Genomic DNA, 18,942 nt, shown 5'->3' with positions numbered 1-18,942 from the left:
TCGGCGCAGCCGACACGCGCTGCCGGCCGAAATCGGACCAACCGGACCTCGGGACAGCTCTCCTCGCAGGGGCGCCGTGGCTTCAGCCGTGCAGGAAACGCAGGGCGTTGGCGGATTGGATCTTGTCGCGTTGGGCGTCGGTGAGGAAGTCGGCGTCGCGAACCACCGCGCCGGCCGGCCGTTCGCCCAGGGGGTACGGGTAGTCGCTGCCCACCAGCACCCGGTCCTCCCCCATCGTGTCGACCAGCAGCCGCAGCGCGGGCGCCGCGAAGACCACCGAGTCGACGCTGAACCGGTCGACGTAGCTGCTGGGCGGGGCGACGGACGCGCCCCGCACCAGGTCACCCCGGCGGTGCCAGGCGTTGTCGGCGCGGCCGAGCCAGAACGGGAAGCTGCCACCGCCGTGCGCGAAGCAGATCCGCAGCGACTCGGGCACCCGGTCGAACACACCGCCCAGGATCATCGCCAGCACCGACAGGTGCGTCTCGGCGGGCATCCCGGTGAGCCAGCGGGCCATCCAGCGGCCCAGCCGCGGACCGTCCGGCATGTCCCACGGGTGGACGAAGACGGGTGCCCCCACCTCGGCGCAGTGCTGGAGGAAGGTCACCACACCGGCGTCGTCCAGATCCCGGTCGCCGACGTGGTTGCCGATCTCCACACCCACGTGGCCGGCGGCGAGGCTGCGATCCAGCTCCGCGCAGGCGGCGTCCGGGTCCTGCAGCGGCACCTGACAGAACGGCACCAGCCGGTCGCCGCCGGCGGCGGTGACCTCCAGGGTCAGGTCGTTGAAGATCCGGGCGACCTTCACCGCCTGGTCGGCCGGACGGTCGTAGCTGAAGAACACCGGCGTGGGCGAGACCACCTGCACGTCCACCCCGTCGGCGTCCATGTCGGCCAGCCGCTGGGACGCGTCCCAGCACTCGGCGCCGACCGGGCGGAACTCCGTCTCCCCCACCATGATCATGGCAGCGCGCTCGGAGTCGACCCGCAGCCACGGCCAGTCGGACCCCCCGCACGCCGCGCCGAGGTCGGGCCATCCCTTCGGTACGACGTGCGTGTGCACGTCGACCACACCTGCGGGCATCAGCCCTTGCCCGGGTGCAGGGTGCCGCAGTCGGCGCAGGTACGCGCCGCCTCGTCGGCGTAGAACGTCTGGAACACCGGCGGGAGGTCGGCGGCGATGTCGCGGACCTGCAACTCCACCTCGTGCACCTTGTTGCCGCACTCCGGGCAGTACCACTGGAAGGTCTCCAGCGTGCCCTCCTCACGGACCCGCTCGACGACCACACCGATCGAGCCGGCCTCCGGCCGCTGCGGGGAGTGCGGGGTGTTGCGCGGCAGCATCCACATCTGACCCTCGCGCACGTGCACCGTACGCGGCCCCTCCGGGGTCATCAGGTTGATGTGCATGTTGCCCTTGACCTGGTAGAAGAACTCCTCGTACGGGTCCACGTGGAAGTCGGTGCGCTGGTTGGGCCCGCCCACCACCATCACGATGAAGTCGTCGCCGCCGGGGAACATCTCCTTGTTGCCCACCGGCGGCTTCAACAGGTGCTGGTTGTCAGCGATCCAGCCCGGGAAGCTGAACGGTTCGGCGATCTCACTCACGACTGACCTCCTGAGGGAAGAAGGGCCACGGCCTGGATCTCGATGAGCAGGTGCGGATGCGGCAACTGGTGCACCGCGACTGTCGTACGGGTCGGCCCGGACGCGTCGAAGAACTCCGCCCAGACCTCGTTGTAACCACCGAAGTCGTTCATGTTGACCAGGTACGACGTCACCTGGACGAGGTCGGCGAGGTCCGCGCCGACCGAGCGCAGCAGATCCCGCACGTTCTCGATGACGGCCCGCGTCTGGGCCCGGATGTCCAGGTTGGTGGTGCCGAGATCGTCCACCTCGACACCGGCGAAACTGTTGTCCGGCCGCCGCGACGACGTACCCGAGACGAAGACGAACCCGCCCGCCACCTTGACGTGCGGGAAGGCCCCGCGAGGGACGGCCTTTCCCGCGACGACCCGCGCGGTCACGACGACGCCCGCAACGACGCGGTGCCGAGCTTCTCGACGACGGCGCGGACGTGTGCGCCGGGACGCAGCGGAACGGCTGCGGTCGCGGCGCCGGCCAGGAAGACCCAGCCGGACTCCAACCGCACCCCGTGCCGCCCGGCCAGCCGGATGCCCTCGTCGAGCGCCCGGCGCGGGTCACCGAGGATCGCGGCCGTCGAGCCGACCTGCGCCACCCGGCCGTCGACCTCCAGCAGCACGCCCAGGTTGTCCAGGCCGGCCGGCACCGGCGACCACGCCCCGATCACGAACGCGGCGGCGGAGGTGTTGTCGGCGATCACGTCCGGCAGCGAGAAGCGGAAGTCCGCGTACCGGGAGTCGATCAGCTCGATGGCCGGGGCGACCGCGCGGACCGCGTCGGCGAAGTCACCGACCGGCTCGCCCGGCTCGGGCAACCGGTCCAGCAGGAACGCCACCTCCGGCTCGACCCGGGGGTGGATGTACGCGGCCGGGTCCACCACGCCACCGTCGGGCACCCGCATCGCGTCGGTGAGCCGCCCCCAGATCACCTCGTCCACGCCGACCTGGGCCATCTTCGCCCTGCTGGTCAGCCCCATCTTCAGACCGACCAGCCGCTGACCGGCGTCGACCCGGCGCTGGAGCAGCGCGGCCTGCACGGCGTACGCGGCGTCCACGTCCAGGCCGGTCTCGGCGGCGAGCTGCGGGATCGCGGTGGCCGTGTCGGCCGCCGTTCCCAACGTCTCGGCGATCCCCACGATGTCCGGTCCGATCATGCTGCGTCATCCTCCGTCCGCGACCGCGGGTCACGCGAACGCTCCGTGCCGGCCAGGTCGAGCGCGACGTCCACGATCATGTCCTCCTGGCCGCCGACCATCCGACGCCGGCCCAGCTCGACCAGGATCGACCGGACGTCCACGCCGTACTTCGCGGAGGCCCGCTCGGCGTGCCGCAGGAAGCTGGAGTAGACACCCGCGTACCCCAGGGAGAGCGTCTCCCGGTCCACCTGGACCGGCCGGTCCTGCAACGGGCGGACGATGTCGTCGGCCGCGTCCATCAGCGCGAACACGTCGCAGCCGTGCTTCCAGCCGTGCAGCTCGGCGACCGCGACGAAGACCTCCAGCGGCGCGTTGCCGGCGCCCGCGCCCATGCCGGCGAGGGACGCGTCGACGCGGACGGTCCGGCCGTGGGGTGCGTCGGGACCGACCGGCGCGGAGCCGGTGACCCGGCCGTGTTCGACGGCGAGCACGCTGTTGGCGACCCCGAGCGACAGGTTGTGGTGCGCGTGGATGCCGATCTGCGTCTCCGGGGCGAGGACCTGCCGGTACGCGTCGACCCGCTGCGCCACGTCGGACATCAGCAGCCGACCGCCGGAGTCGGTGACGTAGACGCAGTGCGCCCCGTACGACTCCATCAGCTTGGCCTGCCCGGCCAACCCGGCCGGATCGTTCATGTGCGACATCATCAGGAACCCTGCGACGTCCATGCCGTTCTCCCGGGCCCACGAGATGTGCTGGGCGCTGATGTCCGCCTCGGTGCAGTGCGTGGCGATGCGCACGCTGGTCACCCCGAGCGCCTTCGCCGCCTTCAGGTCGGCGATGGTGCCGATGCCGGGCAGCAGCAGCGTGGTCAGCTTCGCCGTGGTCAGCACCTCGGCGGCGGCGGAGATCCACTCGGCGTCGCTGGCCGCGCCGTGGCCGTAGTTGACGCTGGAACCGGCGAGCCCGTCACCATGCGCCACCTCGATGGCGGCCACCCCGGCGGCGTCCAGCGCGGCGGCGATCGTCCGCACCTGGTCGACCGTGTACCGGTGGGCGATGGCGTGCATGCCGTCGCGCAACGTCACGTCCTGGATGTACAGGTCGGTCATGCCACCGCTCCCGTCGACCGCAGGGCGACCAGCCGCTCCGCGGTACGCAGCGCGGCGGAGGTCATGATGTCCAGGTTGCCGGCGTACGCGGGCAGGTAGTGCCCGGCGCCGGAGACCTCCAGGAAGACCGACACCTGTAGGGCGGTGAGCTGACGCCCGAGCGTCGGCAGGTACGCCTCGACCCTGTCGAACTGCACGTCCTGCTTGAGCCGGTAACCGGGGACGTACTCCTGCACCGTCGCCACCATGTCCGCCACCGAGGCGGCGATGGCGGCGGTGTCCGCGTCGGCGTCCGGGCAGAGGCAGTAGACGGTGTCCCGCATGAGCAGCGGCGGGTCCGCCGGGTTCAGCACGATGATCGCCTTGCCCCGCTCGGCTCCGCCGACCACCTCGATGGCCCGGGCCGTGGTCTCGGTGAACTCGTCGATGTTGGCCCGGGTGCCCGGGCCGGCGGACTTCGACGCGATCGACGCGACGATCTCCCCGTACGCCACCGGGGTGACCCGGCGGACGGCGGCGACGATCGGCACCGTTGCCTGCCCGCCGCAGGTCACCATGTTGACGTTCCGCTCGTGCAGGTGCTCGTCGAGGTTGACCGGCGGCACCACGTACGGGCCGAGCGCGGCCGGGGTCAGGTCGACCACCGTGCGGCCGTGGGCGCGCAGCACCTCGTCGTGGCGTCGGTGCGCGCCCGCCGAGGTGGCGTCGAAGACCAGCTCGACGTCGGCGAACTCGGGCATCGCGACGAGCCCGTCCACGCCGTCGGCGGTGGTGGCGACGCCGAGCCGGCGGGCCCGCGCCAGGCCGTCGGAGGCGCTGTCGATGCCGGCCATCGCCACCATCCGCAGGCTGTCACTCAGCCGCAACACCTTGATCATCAGGTCGGTCCCGATGTTTCCCGATCCCAGCACCGCCACGCCGACGCTCATGCCGAAACCTCCTTGCTGAAGCAGGTGCGCACCGAGCCGAGCCCGGAGATCCGGGCCTCGTACGCGGCACCGGGGGTGACCGGCACCATCGGGCCGAGCGCCCCGGAGAGCACCACGTCCCCGGCCCGCAGCGGGTCACCGGCGCGGGCGAGGGTGTCGGCCAGCCAGAGCAGGGCGTGCAGCGGATTGCCGAGGCAGGCCGCGCCCGCGCCGACCGAGACCGGCTCACCGGCGTGCTCCAGCACCATTCCGCACAGCCGCAGGTCGACGTCGGCGAGCCGGCGCGGGGTGGTGCCGAGCACGAAGAGCCCGCTGGAGGCGTTGTCGGCGACGGTGTCCACTATGGAGATGTCCCAGGCGGCGATCCGCGAGTCGACGATCTCGATCGCCGGCAGCACGTGGTCGACAGCCCGGATCAGGTCGACCGTGGTGATCTGCGGGTCCGGGAGGTCCTTGTCGAGCACGAACGCGATCTCCGCCTCGACCCGGGGCTGGAGCAGCCGGTCGATGGGCACCTCGACCCCGTCGCCGACCGCCATGGCGTCGGTCAGCATGCCGAAGTCCGGTTGGAACACCCCGAAGGTCTCCTGCACCGCCCGGGAGGTCAGCCCGATCTTCGCGCCGACCCGGCGTTCGCCCCGGCCCTGCCAGGCCCGCGCCTGGAGCTGCTGAACGCGGTACGCGGACTCGACGTCGCCCTCCGGCAGCAGCCGCCCGCGCAGTGGTGGGCACGGCTTGCCGGTGCTGCGCGCGTCGGCCAGCTCCCGGTTGGCGGCCTCGATGTCAGCTTCCATGCCCGCTCCCTCGCTACTGCTCACGACAGGTCCACGCAGACGTTCGTGAGTTCGGAGTAGAAGTTCAGCGAGTGCACGCCGCCCTCCCGACCGATGCCGGACGCCTTCACCCCGCCGAACGGGGTACGCAGGTCACGCAGGAACCAGGTGTTGACCCAGACGATGCCGGCGTCCAGCCGGGCACCGGCCCGGTGCGCGACACCCACGTCCCGGGTCCACACGGTCGCCGCGAGGCCGTACTCGGTGCCGTTCGCGAGGGCGTACGCCTCGTCCTCGGTGTCGAACGGCGCGACGTGCACCACCGGGCCGAAGATCTCCTCACGGTTGGTGCGGGCGTCCGGGCCGAGCCCGGTGAGCACCGTCGGCTGCACGTACGACCCGCCGTCGCGGGCGTCGCCGAAGGTGGGCGAGCCGCCGCCGGTCAGCACCTCGGCGCCCTCGGCCCGAGCCAGGTCGTACGCGCCGAGCACCTTCGCCCGATGCTGGTGGGAGATCAGCGGCATGGTGGCGGTCGCCTCGTCGGTCGGCCAGCCGTACGCCAGCTCGCCGGCCCGCTTCGCCAGCCGGGCGGTGAACTCCTCGAAGACCGGGCGCTGCACGTAGATGCGCTCGGTGCAGAGGCACACCTGACCGCCGTTGGTGAAGCTGGACCGCACCGAGCCGGCCACGGCGGCGTCCAGGTCGGCGTCGGCGAAGACCAGGCCGGCGTTCTTGCCACCCAGCTCGAAGCTCACCGCCTTCACGCCGTCGGCGGCGGCCCGCATGATCGCGCCGCCGGTGGCCGACTCGCCGGTGAAGGTGATGGCGTCCACGCCCGGGTGGCGGGTGAGGAACTCCCCCGCCGAGTCCGGCCCGAACCCGTGCACCAGGTTGAACACGCCCTCCGGTACGCCCGCGGCGGCCATCACCTCGGCGAGCACCGTCGCCGAGGCGGGCGTCTCCTCGCTGGGCTTGACCACCACGGCGTTGCCGCACGCCAACGCCGGCGCCACCTTCCAGGTGAGCAGCAGCAGCGGCAGGTTCCACGGCACGATGACAGCGACAACGCCCACCGGCTTCCGCAGCGCGTAGTTGAGCGCCCGGCCGCCGGTCGGGGTGACTGTCGTGAACGACTCGGTGGGCGCGGTCGCCACGATCTCCGCGAACGCCCGGAAGTTCGCCGCCCCACGGGGGATGTCCAGCGTGCGGGCCTGCGAGACGGACTTGCCGGTGTCGGCGACCTCGGCGGTGACCAGGTCGTCGAAGCGGCGCTCCAGCTCGTCGGCGACCCGGCGCAGCACCTCGGCGCGTTCCCGTTCGCCCATCCGGCCCCACGGCCCGTGTAGCGCCGCCCGGGCGGCGGCCACCGCGTCGTCGACAGTGGACTTCGACGCCTCGACCACCTCGAAGACCTGCTCGCCGGTCACCGGGCTGACCTTCGTGAACGTCGGCCCCCCGTCGACGAACTCACCGGCGACGAAGTTGCGCAGCCGCTGCGGGTCACCGTGCCCGTGACCGGTCATCAGTCGCGGATCCCAGTTGCCGGTCATGCTCGCCTCCCTCGACTCAGTGCCGCGCCGATCGCGCCGACCAGCAGCACCGCGGCTCCGCCGACGACCGCGCCGAGCACCCGGTGCTGTCGGCGCACCCGGCGGCGCACCTCCGCGTACGGGGTGGTGGAGAACGACACCAGTTCGTACTGCGAAACGTACCGGCCGGGCAGGGCCCGTTCCAACGCGTGCTCCACCCGCCGCCGGGCCTGGAAGACCGGCGAGGCGACCCTGTCCCGCATCTCCACGAAGTTGGTCAGCGCCATCGTCGCGATGGCCTCGGCGTTCTCCTGCCGGCGTCGCTGGAACAACGGCAGCGCCGCCGCCCAGTCGTCGGCGCACTCGTCCAGGCAGCGGTCCAGCTCGACCACGTCCTCGAACGCGCAGTTGGCGCCCTGACCGTAGAAGGGCACTATCGCGTGCGCCGCGTCTCCCAGCAGACCGACAGTCCCGTTGACCTGCCAGGGCGTGCAGCGGACCGTGCCGAGCACGCCCACCGGGTTCTGCTGGTAGTCGTCGACCAGGTTCGGGGCCAGCGGAACGACGTCCGGGTAGTGCTCGGCGAAGTGCCGCTCGATCTCCGCCGGGCCGGTCAGCGAGGCGAAGCTGCCGGCACCGTCGTTGGGCCAGAACAGCGTGCAGGTGAAGGAGCGGTCCGGGTTCGGCAACGCGATCATCATCGAGGTGCCCCGCGGCCAGATGTGCAGGGCGTCCGGGTCCAGGGCGAAGTCACCACCCAGCGGCGGGATCGTCAACTCCTTGTAGCCGTAGTCGAGGAAGTCCACGCTCTCGTTTAGCAGCCCGTACGCGAGCAACTGCCCCCGCACCGCGGAGCCGGCACCGTCGGCGCCCAGCACCACCGACGCCTTGGCCGCGACGGTGCCCTGCGGGGTGTCGAAGCTCAGCGAGCCGTCGGTCGGGTCGAGCCCGACGAGCCGGTGGTCGAAGACGACCCGCACACCGGGCAGCGCGGCGGCCTCGTCCAGCAGGGCGTTGTTCAACGCGCCCCGACTGATCGAGTTGATCGCCCGGTCACCGGCGGCACTGTACGACTGGAACTGCTGCTCCCCCTCGACCGGGTGGATCATCCGGCCGCGCATCGGCAGCGCGTCGGTCATGACCTGCTCGGCGAGCCCGATCCGACGCAACGCGTCCAGGCCGCGCTCGGAGAGCGCCAGGTTGATCGAACGGCCCCGCTCCGCCGTGCCGCCGCGTGGGTCGGAGCGGCGCTCGTAGAGCGCCACCGGGTAACCCCGCCGGGCCAGGAAGCAGGCGGCCAGACAGCCGGCCAGCCCGGCGCCGATGATCGCGACCTCGTCGCGTCGCGCGGTCATGCTGAGCCGCCTTTCGTTCGCGACTGCGGGGCTCGCAAACCCGGCTCACTCCTCGCGCTCACAGAGGTCACCGGCCCGACGGTTGCGGCGAGCGCGGTGGCGGCACGCCAGCAGTCGAGGTACGTGGAGTAGAGCGGGACCGGGGCGAACCGGACGATGTCCGGTTCACGGGCGTCGGCGATGACGCCGTGCTCGTACCGCAGGCGTTTGGTCAGCTCGGCGGCGCTGCCGGCGCCGATACGCACCGAGAGTTGGCAGCCACGCCGGGCCGGGTCGCGCGGGGTGACCACGCGCAGCGGCCGGTCGACGACGACCTCGTCCAGCAGCGACTCCAACCAGCCGGTGAGTCGCAGGCTGCGGGCCCGCAACGCCGGCATCCCGACGGTGTCGAACAGCTCCAGCGACGTGCGCACCGGGCCCATCGCGAAGATCGGCGGGTTGGAGATCTGCCACGCCTCCACGGTGGCCGGTGGCCGGGAGACCGGCGTCATCTCGAACCGGGTGGCCGCCGCGGTGCTCCACCACCCCTCGAAGCGGGGCAGGTCCGGATCGCCGAGGTGCCGCTCGTGCACGAAGACACCCGCCAGGGCGCCCGGGCCGGAGTTCAGGTACTTGTAGGAGCACCAGGCGGCGAAGTCGACGTCCCAGTCGTGCAGGGCCAGCGGCACGTTGCCGACCGCGTGGGCCAGGTCCCACCCCACCACCGCGCCGGCGGCCCGCCCGGCCGCCGTGATCGCCGGGATGTCCAGCAGCTCACCGGTGAGGTAGTTGACCCCGCCGAGCAGCACCACTGCCACCCGGTCGCCCTCGGCGGCCAGGTAGTCGGTCACGTCCTCGGTGCGCAGCGACGTCTCGCCGTCGCGCGGGCGCAGCCGGACCACTGTGTCGTCCGGGTCCAGGCCGTGGAACCGGGCCTGGCTGCGCACCGCGTAGCTGTCCGAGGGGAACGCGGCGTCCTCGATGACGATGCGGGTGCGGGCGCCGGCCGGGCGGTAGAAACTCACCATCAGCAGGTGCAGGTTGACGGTGAGCGAGTTCATCACCACGGTCTCCGCGGGCCGGCCGCCGACCAGTCGCGCGGCCGGCGCGGTCAACAGTTCGTGGTACGGCAACCAGGCGCGCTCCGCCTCCAGGTGCCCCTCGACACCGAGCCGCCCCCAGGCGTCCAGGTCGGCGAGGAGTTCGTCGCGGGTGGCCCGGGGTTGCAGGCCGAGCGAGTTGCCGGCGAGGTACGCCGCCTCGCTGTGGTCGCCGCCGTCGGCGGGCGGCACGTGGAACAGGTGCCGGTGGCCCGGGTCGGCCTCGTCCAGGCGCTGCGCTTCTTGTACAGGGGTGTGCATGTCTCGCTCTCCGGTCACATCGCGGTACGGGCCGACCACAGCTCCGGGAAGACCACCCGGGCCATGCTGCGTTGCAGCCACGCCAGGCCGGCGGAGCCTCCGCTGCCGACCTTCGCACCCATCGTCCGCTGCACCGCCTTGACGTGGTTCCAGCGCCAGTCGCCGAACTCCTCGGCCACCGCGCTCAGCGCCTCGCCGAGCATCCGCAGGTGGTTGTCCGGGGCGGCGTCGTCGTAGATCCGCACCCAGGCCGCCTCGACCGACGGCTGGGGATCGTGTTCGACGGCCACGTCCCGGTCCAGCAGGTCGGCGGGGAGGTCGAAGCCACGCCGGGCGAGCAGCGCGACCACGTCGTCCCAGAGGCTCGGGGCGGCCAGCGCGGTGGTCAACGCGGCGTACACCTCGGTCTGCCGACGGAACGGTCGGATCAGCGTCGGGTCGCGTAGCCCGAGGAGGAACTCCAACTGCCGGTACATGGCCGACTGGAAGCCGGAGGCCTCGCCGAGCAGGTTGCGGAACCGGTTGAAGTCGGCCGGGCTCATCCAGCGCAGGCCCTGCCAGGCGGCGTTGAGCCCTTCCAGGTGCAGCTTGGCCCGACGCAACGGGGTCATCGCCTCCCAGACCTGGTCGGCGCGGATCAACCGTTGGGTCTCCCGCAGCTCGTGGCAGGTCAACCCGAAGTACAGCTCCATGATCTGACTGACCATGAGGAAGGACATCTCGCCCGGGTCGCTGCTGAGCGGGTGCTGCATCTGGTGCAGGGCGCTGGCCTGCACGTACGCGTCGTACGGCACCATGTCGGCGAACTCCAGCGTCGGCTCGCCGCCGGTGCGTTCCGCCTGCTGCGCACGCTGCACAGGGGTTACCGGTCGCACCGTGGCGCGGCGGTTCGGCGCCCGCCGCTCCGTCTGATCCACCATCTCGTCTCCCTCCCCCGGACTGGCCGACGTCATGATCCCGCGGTCGGAACGGCCTGTGGAATGCCGAATCAACGGCTCTCGCCGCCATCTCCTGGCGAACCAAAGGCAACTAGGCGAAGTCGGTTCACGAAAGTAAGGTCTGAGCGTGGACGACATGGACTGGGCACTGCTGCGCGAGTTGCAGGCCGACGCGCGGCTCTCCTTCAGCGAGCTGTCCCGGCGGGTGCACCTGTCGCCACCGTCCGTCGCGGAGCGGGTCCGACGGCTGGAGGAGTCCGGCGTCATCACCGGCTACCACGCCCACGTCGACCTGAGCCGGGCCGGTCGCACTGTCGTCGCTCTGATCCGGATGTCCTGCTACGGCGCGCGGTGCATCCTGCACGACTCGTCCGTCGCCGGGTGGCCGGAGATCCTGGAGATCCACCGGATCACCGGCGACGCGTGCAGCGTGCTGAAGGTGGCCGCCGGATCGATCGGCGCGTTCGAGGGAGTGATCGACCGGCTCGCCCCGTACGGCCAGCCGTCCAGCACGATGGTCCTCTCCTCCCCGCTGGGCTGGCAGCCGATCACCCCGCTCCCCTCGGCCCCGGCCACCCCTCGCCAACGCTGACCCCACCCCTGCCCGCCTGCGGGTTTGCCCCCGCGCCAGCGGGAAAGCAGCGCGCGTGCCCAGGGGAGGGTTCCGGCGGTCGTCGCCGGTTGGGGGGTAATCATGCAGGGAATCCGCACTGTCAACCGCGCGCTCTCGTCCGTACTGACACTGCTGGGGCTGATCGGGGCGTTCGTCCTGATCTCGGCCGCCCCCGCACGTGCCGGTGAGAACACCTTCGTCGAGGTGACACCGAACAGCGCCCAAGCCGGCAGTCGGGTCACCGTCCGGGCGAACTGCGACAACGACAACAACAGCCGGCAGTCCAGCGTCCACTCCGACGCGTTCGGGTCGGTCACGCTCAGGCCGGACAAGGGCTTCCTGACCGCGCAGGCCTCCATTCCGCGGGACAAGCAGGCCGGTGACTACCCGGTCGACCTGCGCTGCGAGAACGGGCAGACGGCCTCGACCACCCTGACCGTGCTGAACATGGCCTCGCCCAGCAAGGGACCGGCGACCGGGGGCGGCGGGACGGCCGGCGGTCGCGGCACCGGCTCGCTGCTGGTGCTCGGCGGCGTGGCGCTGGTGGGCACCGCCATCGCGCTCGGCATGGCCGGCGGTCGGCGTCGGACCGGAGCCGGCTCCTGAGCCGGACGACCAATGACCCGCAGATCCGCGCGGGCGCGGCCGAACCGCCGCGCCCGCCTCCGGGCCGGACCGGCGCTGCGCGCGTCCGGCCGGCTGGTGGCCCGTGCCTCCCGCCGACTGCAACGGGTCGCCGGGCAGGCCGGGTTGGCCAGCGTCACCACCACCGATCCGGCCGCCCAGCCGCTGCCACCGAGGCGTCCGGCCGGAACACCGTCGCCGTTGACCCGACGCCGCTTCGGTACGGGCCCGGGGCTGCCGGTGCTTGCCGTCGCCACCCTGATGGTGCTGATCGTGGCGATGCTCGGCGTCGAGCAGGTGACCGGCATGAGTCTGTTGCCGGACCGGATCAGCGCCGGCCTGCGCCAGCCGCCGAAGAAGTTCCCGGTGCTGTCGTCGAGCCGTCCGACCAGCCTCGCCATCGAGAAGATCGACCTGCGGGCGCCGGTGCACGACGTGGGCATCGCCCCGGACGGCACCATCGCCGTACCGGACGCGACCCGCGCGCAGGAGGCCGGCTGGTACGACCAGGGACCCACCCCTGGCCAGTACGGCCCGGCGGTGATCGTCGGACACGTCGACACCACCAGCGGGCCGGCGGTCTTCCACCAGCTCCGCGAACTGCGCTCCGGTGACCAGATCGAGGTCACCCGCACCGACCAGAGCGTGGCGGTCTTCGAGGTGGATTCGGTGGAACGGTTCGACAAGGGTCGACTGCCGGTGGACGAGGTGTACGGCGACTTCAGCCGCCCGAGCCTGCGGCTGATCACCTGCGGCGGTCAGTGGGTCGGCGGTGAGACCGGCTACTCGGACAACGTGGTGGTCTTCGCGTCGCTGGTCAAGGCACGGAATGGCTGAGGCCCGCCGTCGAGGTAGTCGGCGAGCCGTCCGGCGCCGGTGAGCATGGCCTGACCGCGCTCGGTGAGTCGTTTCCGCCACTGGCTCAGCGATCCGGCGAGTGCCTCGGTGCCGCCGGCTTCGCGTACCCGACGCAGCACTGTGGCGATGTGGTCGAGCCGGTAGCCGCCCCTGCGGAGCAGGTGGGCGAGTTCCGCGTCGCGGACGTCGTCGGGTGCGTAGACGCGGTGCCGGCTCCCGGGGTCGCGCTGCGGACGCAGAACTCCGGCCAGCTCCCACTTGCGCAGGGTCGCGGGTCGCAGACCGAGCCGGTGTGCCACCACGCTGATCGGTACGGCAGCTCGACTCTGCGGTGGGGACTCTGCCCCGACGAGCGTCGCGACCGCCGTCTCGACCGCGTCCAGGGTTTCCCGGTCCCGGTGCAGCAGGCGATGACTCTGGTCGATCGTGCGCAGAGCCGTGTCGATCTCGCCCCGGTTGACGGCGCGCATGATGTCGCCGCTCGCCGCATGACCGTGGCCCGCGATCAGCGCCAGGTAGGCGCTCAACGCCTTGGCGTGCGCCTCCGTGAACCGGCGGTAGCCGTTCGGGGTGCGTTCGGCGGGCGGCAGGACGCCCTCCCGCTCGTAGTTGCGGACCGCCTGCGCGGAGAGTCCGTGCCGACGCGCCAGGTCGACCGGCCGGTACATCGTGCCGTTTGAGGGTTCGTCAGCCTCCACCGCGCTCCTTCGCTGGAAAGCTTAAACGGGTGGTTCAACGATACGGTTGATGCAATGACCACCCTTCTCGACCTGCTCGTCGGGTCACCGTCCCTGCTGGCGCTCGGCGAGCCGACGCACGGCGAGTCCGCCTTCCTCCAGCTGCGCAACGAGGCCTTCCTGACGCTGGCCGAGCATGGCTACCGGTCCATCGCGCTGGAGAGCGACCGGGCGGCGGGACTGGTCGCTGACGAGTTCGTCCAGGGCGCGGACGTGCCGCTCGACCGGGCGCTCACCGAGGGTTTCAGCCACGGGTTCGGCAGCGCACCGGCCAACCGTGACCTGCTGCTGCGCATGCGCGAGTGGAACGCCGGGCGGCCGGACCGTGAGCGTCTGAGGTTCCACGGCTTCGACGCCCCGCTGGAGATCGAGGGCGCCCCGAGTCCGCGACGCCACCTCACCCGGGTGTGCCACTTCCTCGGTATCGACCGGGAACAGGAGATCGATGCCCTCGTCGGGGACGAGGCGCGGTGGAGCGACACTGCCGCGATCTGGGAGCCGGGCAGGTCGGTCGGGCGCTCGACCGACGCCCAGCGGCTGCGGGTGATCGCCGACGACCTGCTGACCGAGCTGTACCTCCAGGCGCCCCGGCGAGCCGAGGGCTGGCGGGCCGCATTCGTCCACGCCACGTCCGCGGTCGCCCTGCTGCGCTACCACGCCACGGCTGCCGCGCCACTGCCGCCGGGGGAGCGCTTCGCCCGCCTGGCCGGGGTGCGGGACGCGCTGATGGCCGAGAACCTGCTCGCGATCCGGGCGGCCGAGGCAGACCGTGGGCCGACGCTGGTCTTCGCGCACAACACGCACCTCCAGCGTCACGGAAGCACGATGACGATGGGCGGAACGGAGATGTCGTGGGCGGGTGCCGGGGCGATCGTCGCGTCGCTGCTGGGTGACCGGTACGCGGTGATCGTCGGCAGCGTCGGCGTGAGCCCCGCGCTCGACATCGCGGCACCCGCCGCGTCGACCTACGAGGGCAGGCTCCAGCAGACGGTCGGCCTCCCCGGCTATGTCCGAGCCTCCGACATCGGTCCAGCGGAACGGCGGGAGCACGACTACCGCTACTTCCCACTGGATCAGGCAGCCGTCGAGAACGCCGACGCCGTCCTGCACATCCCGACCGGCGTCGACCCGAGCGTGCTGGCCGCTCGCATCCTCGCGCTCCCCGGCGCCGAGCAGGTGGTGGCGAGCGAGGAGAACGGCTCGCCGGAGGGCGCCTGGGGCGACCGGTTCTTCTACGTCGGTCCGGACCGACGTCAGCCGTTCGCCACCATCGTCGAGCACGACGTGCCCGGCTTCGACGAGGCCTCCGAGCTGGACCGACCGGGGGTCTTCCGGCTCAACCTGGACCTGGGTCGGGCCGAGTTCGAGCGGCTGTTCGGCTTTCCGCCCAAGGCGTTCGAGGACCACCGGGACGCGTTCGACTTCGCCCGGCTGGACACCCTCCTGCCGCACCCCTCCTACGCCCTGTACGCCTTCGGCAGCGTCGTCATGCCCGGCCCGCAGATGCTGCCCGAGATCGACCGGCTGCTCGCCGTCGCGCACGCCCGCGCGGCAGAGCGGCACGAACGCGCGGCACGCCGGACGGTCGACCGGCAGGAGTGAGCCGGTGGGTATTCGCTTCGATCCGGGCCGCGACGAGGGATCAGGCGGCGGCTTCGGGCTCGCGCAGGTCGAGCCAGTCGGCCCAGCGGGGGTCGGGCGCGCGGTGCCCGAGGACCCGCCAGGCGGTGCCCTTCGGCGCGGCCGGCAACGCGTGTAACCGCCAACCCATCTCGGCCGGGGTCTTGTCACCCTTGGTGTGGTTGCAGCGGGCGCACGCTGCCACCACGTTCTCCCAGGCGTGCCGGCCACCCCGGCTGCGCGGGAAGACGTGGTCGATGGTCTCTGCCGGACCTCGGCAGTAGGCGCACCGCCACCCGTCCCGGGCGAAGATCGCACGTCGCGACAGCCCGACGTGCGTGCGGTAGGGCACCCGGACGAAGCGCGTCAACCGGACCACTGACGGCACCGGCAGCGCGTCGCGGGCGCTGTGCAGGATGCCGTCGCCGTCGGCGACGCAGACTGCCTTGGCGGAGAGGACGAGGATCGCGGCGCGGCGCACCGACACGACACACAGCGGCTCGTAGGTGGCGTTGAGGACCAACGCGCCGGAGCCCACCGTGGGTCGTATGTCAGGCATCGCGATCACCCTCCCGGTTCAGCGGCTGCTGGGAACCGCCGCCGACCGGGGCAGGGCACAACGGCCCAACCGGTCGACGTCGGGCCGATCACCGACGTCCGTTGCGCCAATAGTCCCTGATCGGACCCCGGATTGCACGTACTAATCCCGCATGAGGTATGAGGATCATCCGCGTTGGACCCCATCGCCACGCCGACCTGGGAGAAGTCCGGCGTTGCCGGGTACTTTCCGAGACCGTGGTCAGCCTCCGTACCGCCGGATCCACGCCCGACGGCCGTCGCCGACCACTCCCCTCCTGGCTGGCCGGCGGTGTTCGCGACAGCGGCCGCATGCCGAGCACTGCGACAGGTCACCCGGCCGGTGGGTCGGCGGCGGACCCTCCGACCCCTTGCGGTACGAAGACAGGGTGAGTGCCGCCAGCGTGACGCCCCTTGCCCTGTCCGACACCGTTTCGGTGAACTGCCAGGGCAGTTCCTCCTGCGAGTTCCTGTACGAGTTGACCAGGTCGGCGTGGTTCGCCGAGGGCAGTTACTGGATCCTGCTCAAGCCGCTACGGGTGCTGCTGATCCTGGCGCTGGCGATGGTGGCCCGCTGGGCGGTGCACCGGACGATCAACCGGCTGGTCCGGACGACCACCGACGGCGCGGTGCCGACGATGCTGCGCCCGCTGCGCGAACGGGTGCCCAGCGCGGCGGTCGACCCGGCCGAGTTCGTGCCCGAACGGCGACGGCAGCGGGCCGAGGCGATCGGATCCGTGCTGCGCAGTCTGACCACCGCGTTCGTCTTCGGCATCGCCCTGTTGATGATCCTGCGCGAGTTCAGCTTCGACCTGGCTCCGTTGCTGGCCAGCGCGGGGATCGCCGGCGTGGCACTGGGCTTCGGCGCGCAGAGCCTGGTGAAGGACCTGATCGCCGGCCTCTTCATGCTGATCGAGGACCAGTACGGCGTGGGCGACAACGTCGACCTGGGTGAGGCGATGGGCGTGGTCGAGGCGGTCGGTCTGCGCGTCACCACCGTCCGCGACGGTCGCGGGGTGCTCTGGTACATCCGCAACGGCGAGATCATCCGGGTGGGCAACAAGAGCCAGGGCTGGGCCCTGGTGGTGGTGGACCTGCCGATCGGGTTCAACAGCACCGAGGAGGCGACCGCCGTCCTGCGGACCGCCGCGGCCTCGGTCGCGGTGGACCCGGAGCTCTCGCCGGAGATCGTCGAGGCGCCGGAGGTGCTGGGTGTCGAGCAGGTGACCGTCGACGGGGCGGTGATCCGGACGGTGGTGAAGACGACAGCGGACGGGCAGTTCGCGGTGGGCCGGGAGCTGCGTCGGCGGCTCGCGGAGGCGCTGGAGAACTCGGGGATCACCGCGCAGATCGCCGCCGCCCGCATCTTTCCCGGGCTGCCGACCCGGCCGTTGTCCGACAACGAGACCGGTCAGGGCGGCGCCACCTGACCCAGGCGACACTGGCCGCCGATGCAGGGGTCGCGAGCCGCCTGGCCCCTCAGGTATCGTCCGTTCGTTCAGTCGGGGAAGCGACGATCGATCCGTTCGCCCTAGCTAGTTGTCAGACGATCGGGCAGAATCCGGGGCACGCGTTCCCGCCGGGGCGTGATCACATCCTCGCTGATCCGCAGATCTGACGAGTGCTTCCGGCCGGGCTGCCACGAGCGGCCGACCGGGGCCGATGGAGGCGACGGTGCCCGACGAGCGACCTTCCGCGGAAGGCCCCGCCACATTTCGCGAGGTGTTCGCCCAGCACGAGTTTCGGGCCGTCTTCGTTGCTGGCGCGCTCTCCTGGGTCGGCGACTACGTCGCGAAGGCGGCCGTCACCCTGCTGGTCTACCAGCAGACCCGGTCCGTCGCGCTCTCCGCGACCGCCTTCGCCGTCAGTTTCCTGCCCTGGTTGCTCGGTGGTCCCGTGCTCGCCGCGCTCGCGGAGCGATACCCGTACCGACGGGTGATGGTGACGTGTGACGTCATCCGGATGGCGTTGATGCTGCTCATCGCCATCCCCGCCCTGCCCTACCAGGTGGTGCTGGCGCTGATCTTCGCGGCGACGTTGGCCAATCCGCCGAGCCAGGCGGCGAAGTCCGCCCTGATGCCGCAGATGCTCAGCGGTGACCGGCTGGTGCTCGGGCTGTCCCTCAACAGCAGCATCGGGCAGGCCGCCCAGGTCGTCGGGTACGTGTTCGGCGCCGCCGTCGCCTCGATCGACCCGGAGGTCGCGTTGCTGTTCAACGCGGCGACGTTCGCGCTGTCGGCGCTGCTGGTGCGCCTCGGCGTTCGGGACCGGCCGGCGTCCATGGCCCCCGCACACCGCACCCATCTGCTGCGGGAGACCCGCCAGGGTTTCACCATCGTGTTCGGCACTCCGGTGCTGCGGTCGATCGCGGTGCTGGTGTTCAGCGCCATGCTCTTCTCGATCGTCCCCGAGGGCCTCGCCGCAGCCTGGGCCAACGAGGGTGCCAAGGGTGGTCTGAGCACGGGTGCGGCCCAAGCGGTGATCATGGTGGCCAACCCGGTCGGTTTCATCCTCGGCGGGTTGCTGGTGAGCCGGCTCTTCGGGCCGACACGCCGGATGAAGCTGATGCGGCCGCTCGCGGTCTTCGCCCCGCTGGCGCTGGTGCCGGCGCTGTTGAACCCGCCACCGCTGGTGGTGGCGTTGCTGGCCGCCCTCTGCGGCTTCGCGGTCGCCGGCATGCTGCCGATGGCCAACGGGCTGTTCGTCCAGGCACTGCCCAATGGCTTCCGCGCCCGCGCCTTCGGTGTGATGGCCACCGGCGTGCAGGTCATCCAAGGTTTCGCGGTGCTGGCCACCGGGCTGCTCGCCGATCGGTTCCCCATCCCGGTGGTGGTCGGGCTCTGGAGTGCGGCCGGCGTCGTGCTCATGGCGGTGGCCACACTGAGGTGGCCGGACCGGCAGACCGTGGACGACGCGATCGCCGAGGCGTCGGCGGCCAACACCGAAGCACCTCACAGCACGGGGCGCCCCGGCGACGGTGGCACGGCCGGCGCTCCCGAGCCGCGTTCCGGCGACGGACACCGCCGCCACGCGGTCACCTGATTCGCCGGGCCGACGCGACCCGGCCGGGCCAGCAGTCCAGGGCATCCGGGTCCGTCGACCCGGCGTGATCCGACGCACGCCGTGCGGGTCGGGTCGGCTCGGAGCGCACCTGGCAGG

At 71.7% G+C, this 18,942-nt stretch carries 18 protein-coding genes and 1 pseudogene; 6 read left to right on the top strand and 13 right to left on the bottom strand.

The window, feature by feature from the left end; translation table 11 throughout:
* Positions 1-82: 82 nt before the first annotated feature.
* The 11 genes and pseudogenes from O3438_RS28660 to O3438_RS28610 all read right to left on the bottom strand — a co-directional run bounded on the left by O3438_RS28660 (position 83) and on the right by O3438_RS28610 (position 10,734).
* Positions 83-1,084, bottom strand: a complete 1,002-nt coding sequence (locus O3438_RS28660; RefSeq protein WP_269682707.1) for an amidohydrolase family protein — start codon at positions 1,082-1,084, stop codon at positions 83-85.
* The gene (locus O3438_RS28655) at positions 1,084-1,608 is read right to left on the bottom strand and encodes a 3-hydroxyanthranilate 3,4-dioxygenase (RefSeq protein WP_269682706.1); all 525 of its coding nucleotides are present in this window, start codon (positions 1,606-1,608) and stop codon (positions 1,084-1,086) included. The genes O3438_RS28660 and O3438_RS28655 overlap by 1 nt, the downstream gene beginning before the upstream one ends.
* Positions 1,605-2,027 (bottom strand): RidA family protein, encoded by a 423-nt coding sequence (locus O3438_RS28650; RefSeq protein ID WP_269682705.1) that lies wholly within the window; start codon positions 2,025-2,027, stop codon positions 1,605-1,607. The genes O3438_RS28655 and O3438_RS28650 overlap by 4 nt, the downstream gene beginning before the upstream one ends.
* Positions 2,024-2,797 (bottom strand): 2-keto-4-pentenoate hydratase, encoded by a 774-nt coding sequence (locus O3438_RS28645; RefSeq protein ID WP_269682704.1) that lies wholly within the window; start codon positions 2,795-2,797, stop codon positions 2,024-2,026. The genes O3438_RS28650 and O3438_RS28645 overlap by 4 nt, the downstream gene beginning before the upstream one ends.
* Positions 2,794-3,891 carry a 4-hydroxy-2-oxovalerate aldolase gene (dmpG, locus tag O3438_RS28640; protein ID WP_269682703.1) on the bottom strand — a complete coding sequence of 366 codons (1,098 nt, stop codon included), beginning with the start codon at positions 3,889-3,891 and terminating at the stop codon, positions 2,794-2,796. The genes O3438_RS28645 and dmpG overlap by 4 nt, the downstream gene beginning before the upstream one ends.
* The gene (locus O3438_RS28635) at positions 3,888-4,820 is read right to left on the bottom strand and encodes an acetaldehyde dehydrogenase (acetylating) (RefSeq protein ID WP_269682702.1); all 933 of its coding nucleotides are present in this window, start codon (positions 4,818-4,820) and stop codon (positions 3,888-3,890) included. Before O3438_RS28635 ends, dmpG begins: the two co-directional genes overlap by 4 nt.
* On the bottom strand, positions 4,817-5,614 hold the full coding sequence (locus O3438_RS28630) for a 2-keto-4-pentenoate hydratase (RefSeq protein WP_145779339.1): 798 nt from the start codon (positions 5,612-5,614) through the stop codon (positions 4,817-4,819). Before O3438_RS28630 ends, O3438_RS28635 begins: the two co-directional genes overlap by 4 nt.
* A 20-nt stretch (positions 5,615-5,634) precedes the next feature.
* Positions 5,635-7,143: a 2-hydroxymuconic semialdehyde dehydrogenase gene (locus O3438_RS28625; RefSeq protein ID WP_269682701.1), complete on the bottom strand. Its 1,509-nt coding sequence runs from the start codon at positions 7,141-7,143 to the stop codon at positions 5,635-5,637.
* Positions 7,140-8,477 carry an FAD-dependent oxidoreductase gene (locus O3438_RS28620; protein WP_269682700.1) on the bottom strand — a complete coding sequence of 446 codons (1,338 nt, stop codon included), beginning with the start codon at positions 8,475-8,477 and terminating at the stop codon, positions 7,140-7,142. The genes O3438_RS28625 and O3438_RS28620 overlap by 4 nt, the downstream gene beginning before the upstream one ends.
* 77 nt (positions 8,478-8,554) lie before the next feature.
* Positions 8,555-9,817: pseudogene (gene kynU, locus O3438_RS28615) on the bottom strand (kynureninase); the annotation flags it as partial.
* A gap of 14 nt (positions 9,818-9,831) precedes the next feature.
* Positions 9,832-10,734, bottom strand: coding sequence for a tryptophan 2,3-dioxygenase (locus tag O3438_RS28610; RefSeq protein ID WP_269683787.1), 903 nt, complete (start codon positions 10,732-10,734; stop codon positions 9,832-9,834).
* 148 nt (positions 10,735-10,882) lie between these two features.
* On the opposite strand from O3438_RS28610, the gene O3438_RS28605 reads away from it, so the two are divergent.
* From O3438_RS28605 to O3438_RS28595, 3 genes are all read left to right on the top strand, one after another.
* The gene (locus O3438_RS28605) at positions 10,883-11,347 is read left to right on the top strand and encodes an Lrp/AsnC family transcriptional regulator (protein WP_145779335.1); all 465 of its coding nucleotides are present in this window, start codon (positions 10,883-10,885) and stop codon (positions 11,345-11,347) included.
* Positions 11,348-11,449: 102 nt separating this feature from the next.
* Positions 11,450-11,974, top strand: coding sequence for a hypothetical protein (locus O3438_RS28600; protein WP_269682699.1), 525 nt, complete (start codon positions 11,450-11,452; stop codon positions 11,972-11,974).
* Positions 11,975-12,049: 75 nt separating this feature from the next.
* Complete coding sequence (locus tag O3438_RS28595) at positions 12,050-12,829, top strand: class F sortase (protein WP_269683786.1); 780 nt, start codon at positions 12,050-12,052, stop codon at positions 12,827-12,829.
* On the opposite strand, the gene O3438_RS28590 is transcribed toward O3438_RS28595, so the two are convergent.
* Entirely contained in the window at positions 12,775-13,518 is a 744-nt protein-coding gene (locus tag O3438_RS28590) for a MerR family transcriptional regulator (protein WP_269683785.1), read from the bottom strand. The genes O3438_RS28595 and O3438_RS28590 overlap by 55 nt on opposite strands.
* Positions 13,519-13,602: 84 nt before the next feature.
* On the opposite strand from O3438_RS28590, the gene O3438_RS28585 reads away from it, so the two are divergent.
* Complete coding sequence (locus tag O3438_RS28585) at positions 13,603-15,189, top strand: DUF6194 family protein (protein WP_269682698.1); 1,587 nt, start codon at positions 13,603-13,605, stop codon at positions 15,187-15,189.
* 40 nt (positions 15,190-15,229) lie between these two features.
* Here O3438_RS28585 and O3438_RS28580 read toward each other — a convergent pair whose 3' ends face one another.
* Positions 15,230-15,766 (bottom strand): HNH endonuclease, encoded by a 537-nt coding sequence (locus tag O3438_RS28580; RefSeq protein WP_030333470.1) that lies wholly within the window; start codon positions 15,764-15,766, stop codon positions 15,230-15,232.
* 388 nt (positions 15,767-16,154) lie between these two features.
* Here O3438_RS28580 and O3438_RS28575 point away from each other — a divergent pair, with 388 nt between their 5' ends.
* Both O3438_RS28575 and O3438_RS28570 read left to right on the top strand, forming a co-directional pair.
* A complete protein-coding gene (locus O3438_RS28575) occupies positions 16,155-17,213 on the top strand; it encodes a mechanosensitive ion channel family protein (RefSeq protein ID WP_442929670.1) in 1,059 nt (352 codons plus the stop codon).
* A gap of 232 nt (positions 17,214-17,445) precedes the next feature.
* Positions 17,446-18,825: an MFS transporter gene (locus tag O3438_RS28570; protein WP_269682697.1), complete on the top strand. Its 1,380-nt coding sequence runs from the start codon at positions 17,446-17,448 to the stop codon at positions 18,823-18,825.
* The last annotated feature ends 117 nt before the right edge of the window (positions 18,826-18,942 follow it).

The sequence above is a fragment of the Micromonospora sp. WMMC250 genome, assembly GCF_027460215.1.
GTDB lineage: Bacteria > Actinomycetota > Actinomycetes > Mycobacteriales > Micromonosporaceae > Micromonospora > Micromonospora taraxaci.
Note: the sequence above shows the minus strand (reverse complement) of the source record. Positions and strands in the feature narration are given on the sequence as shown.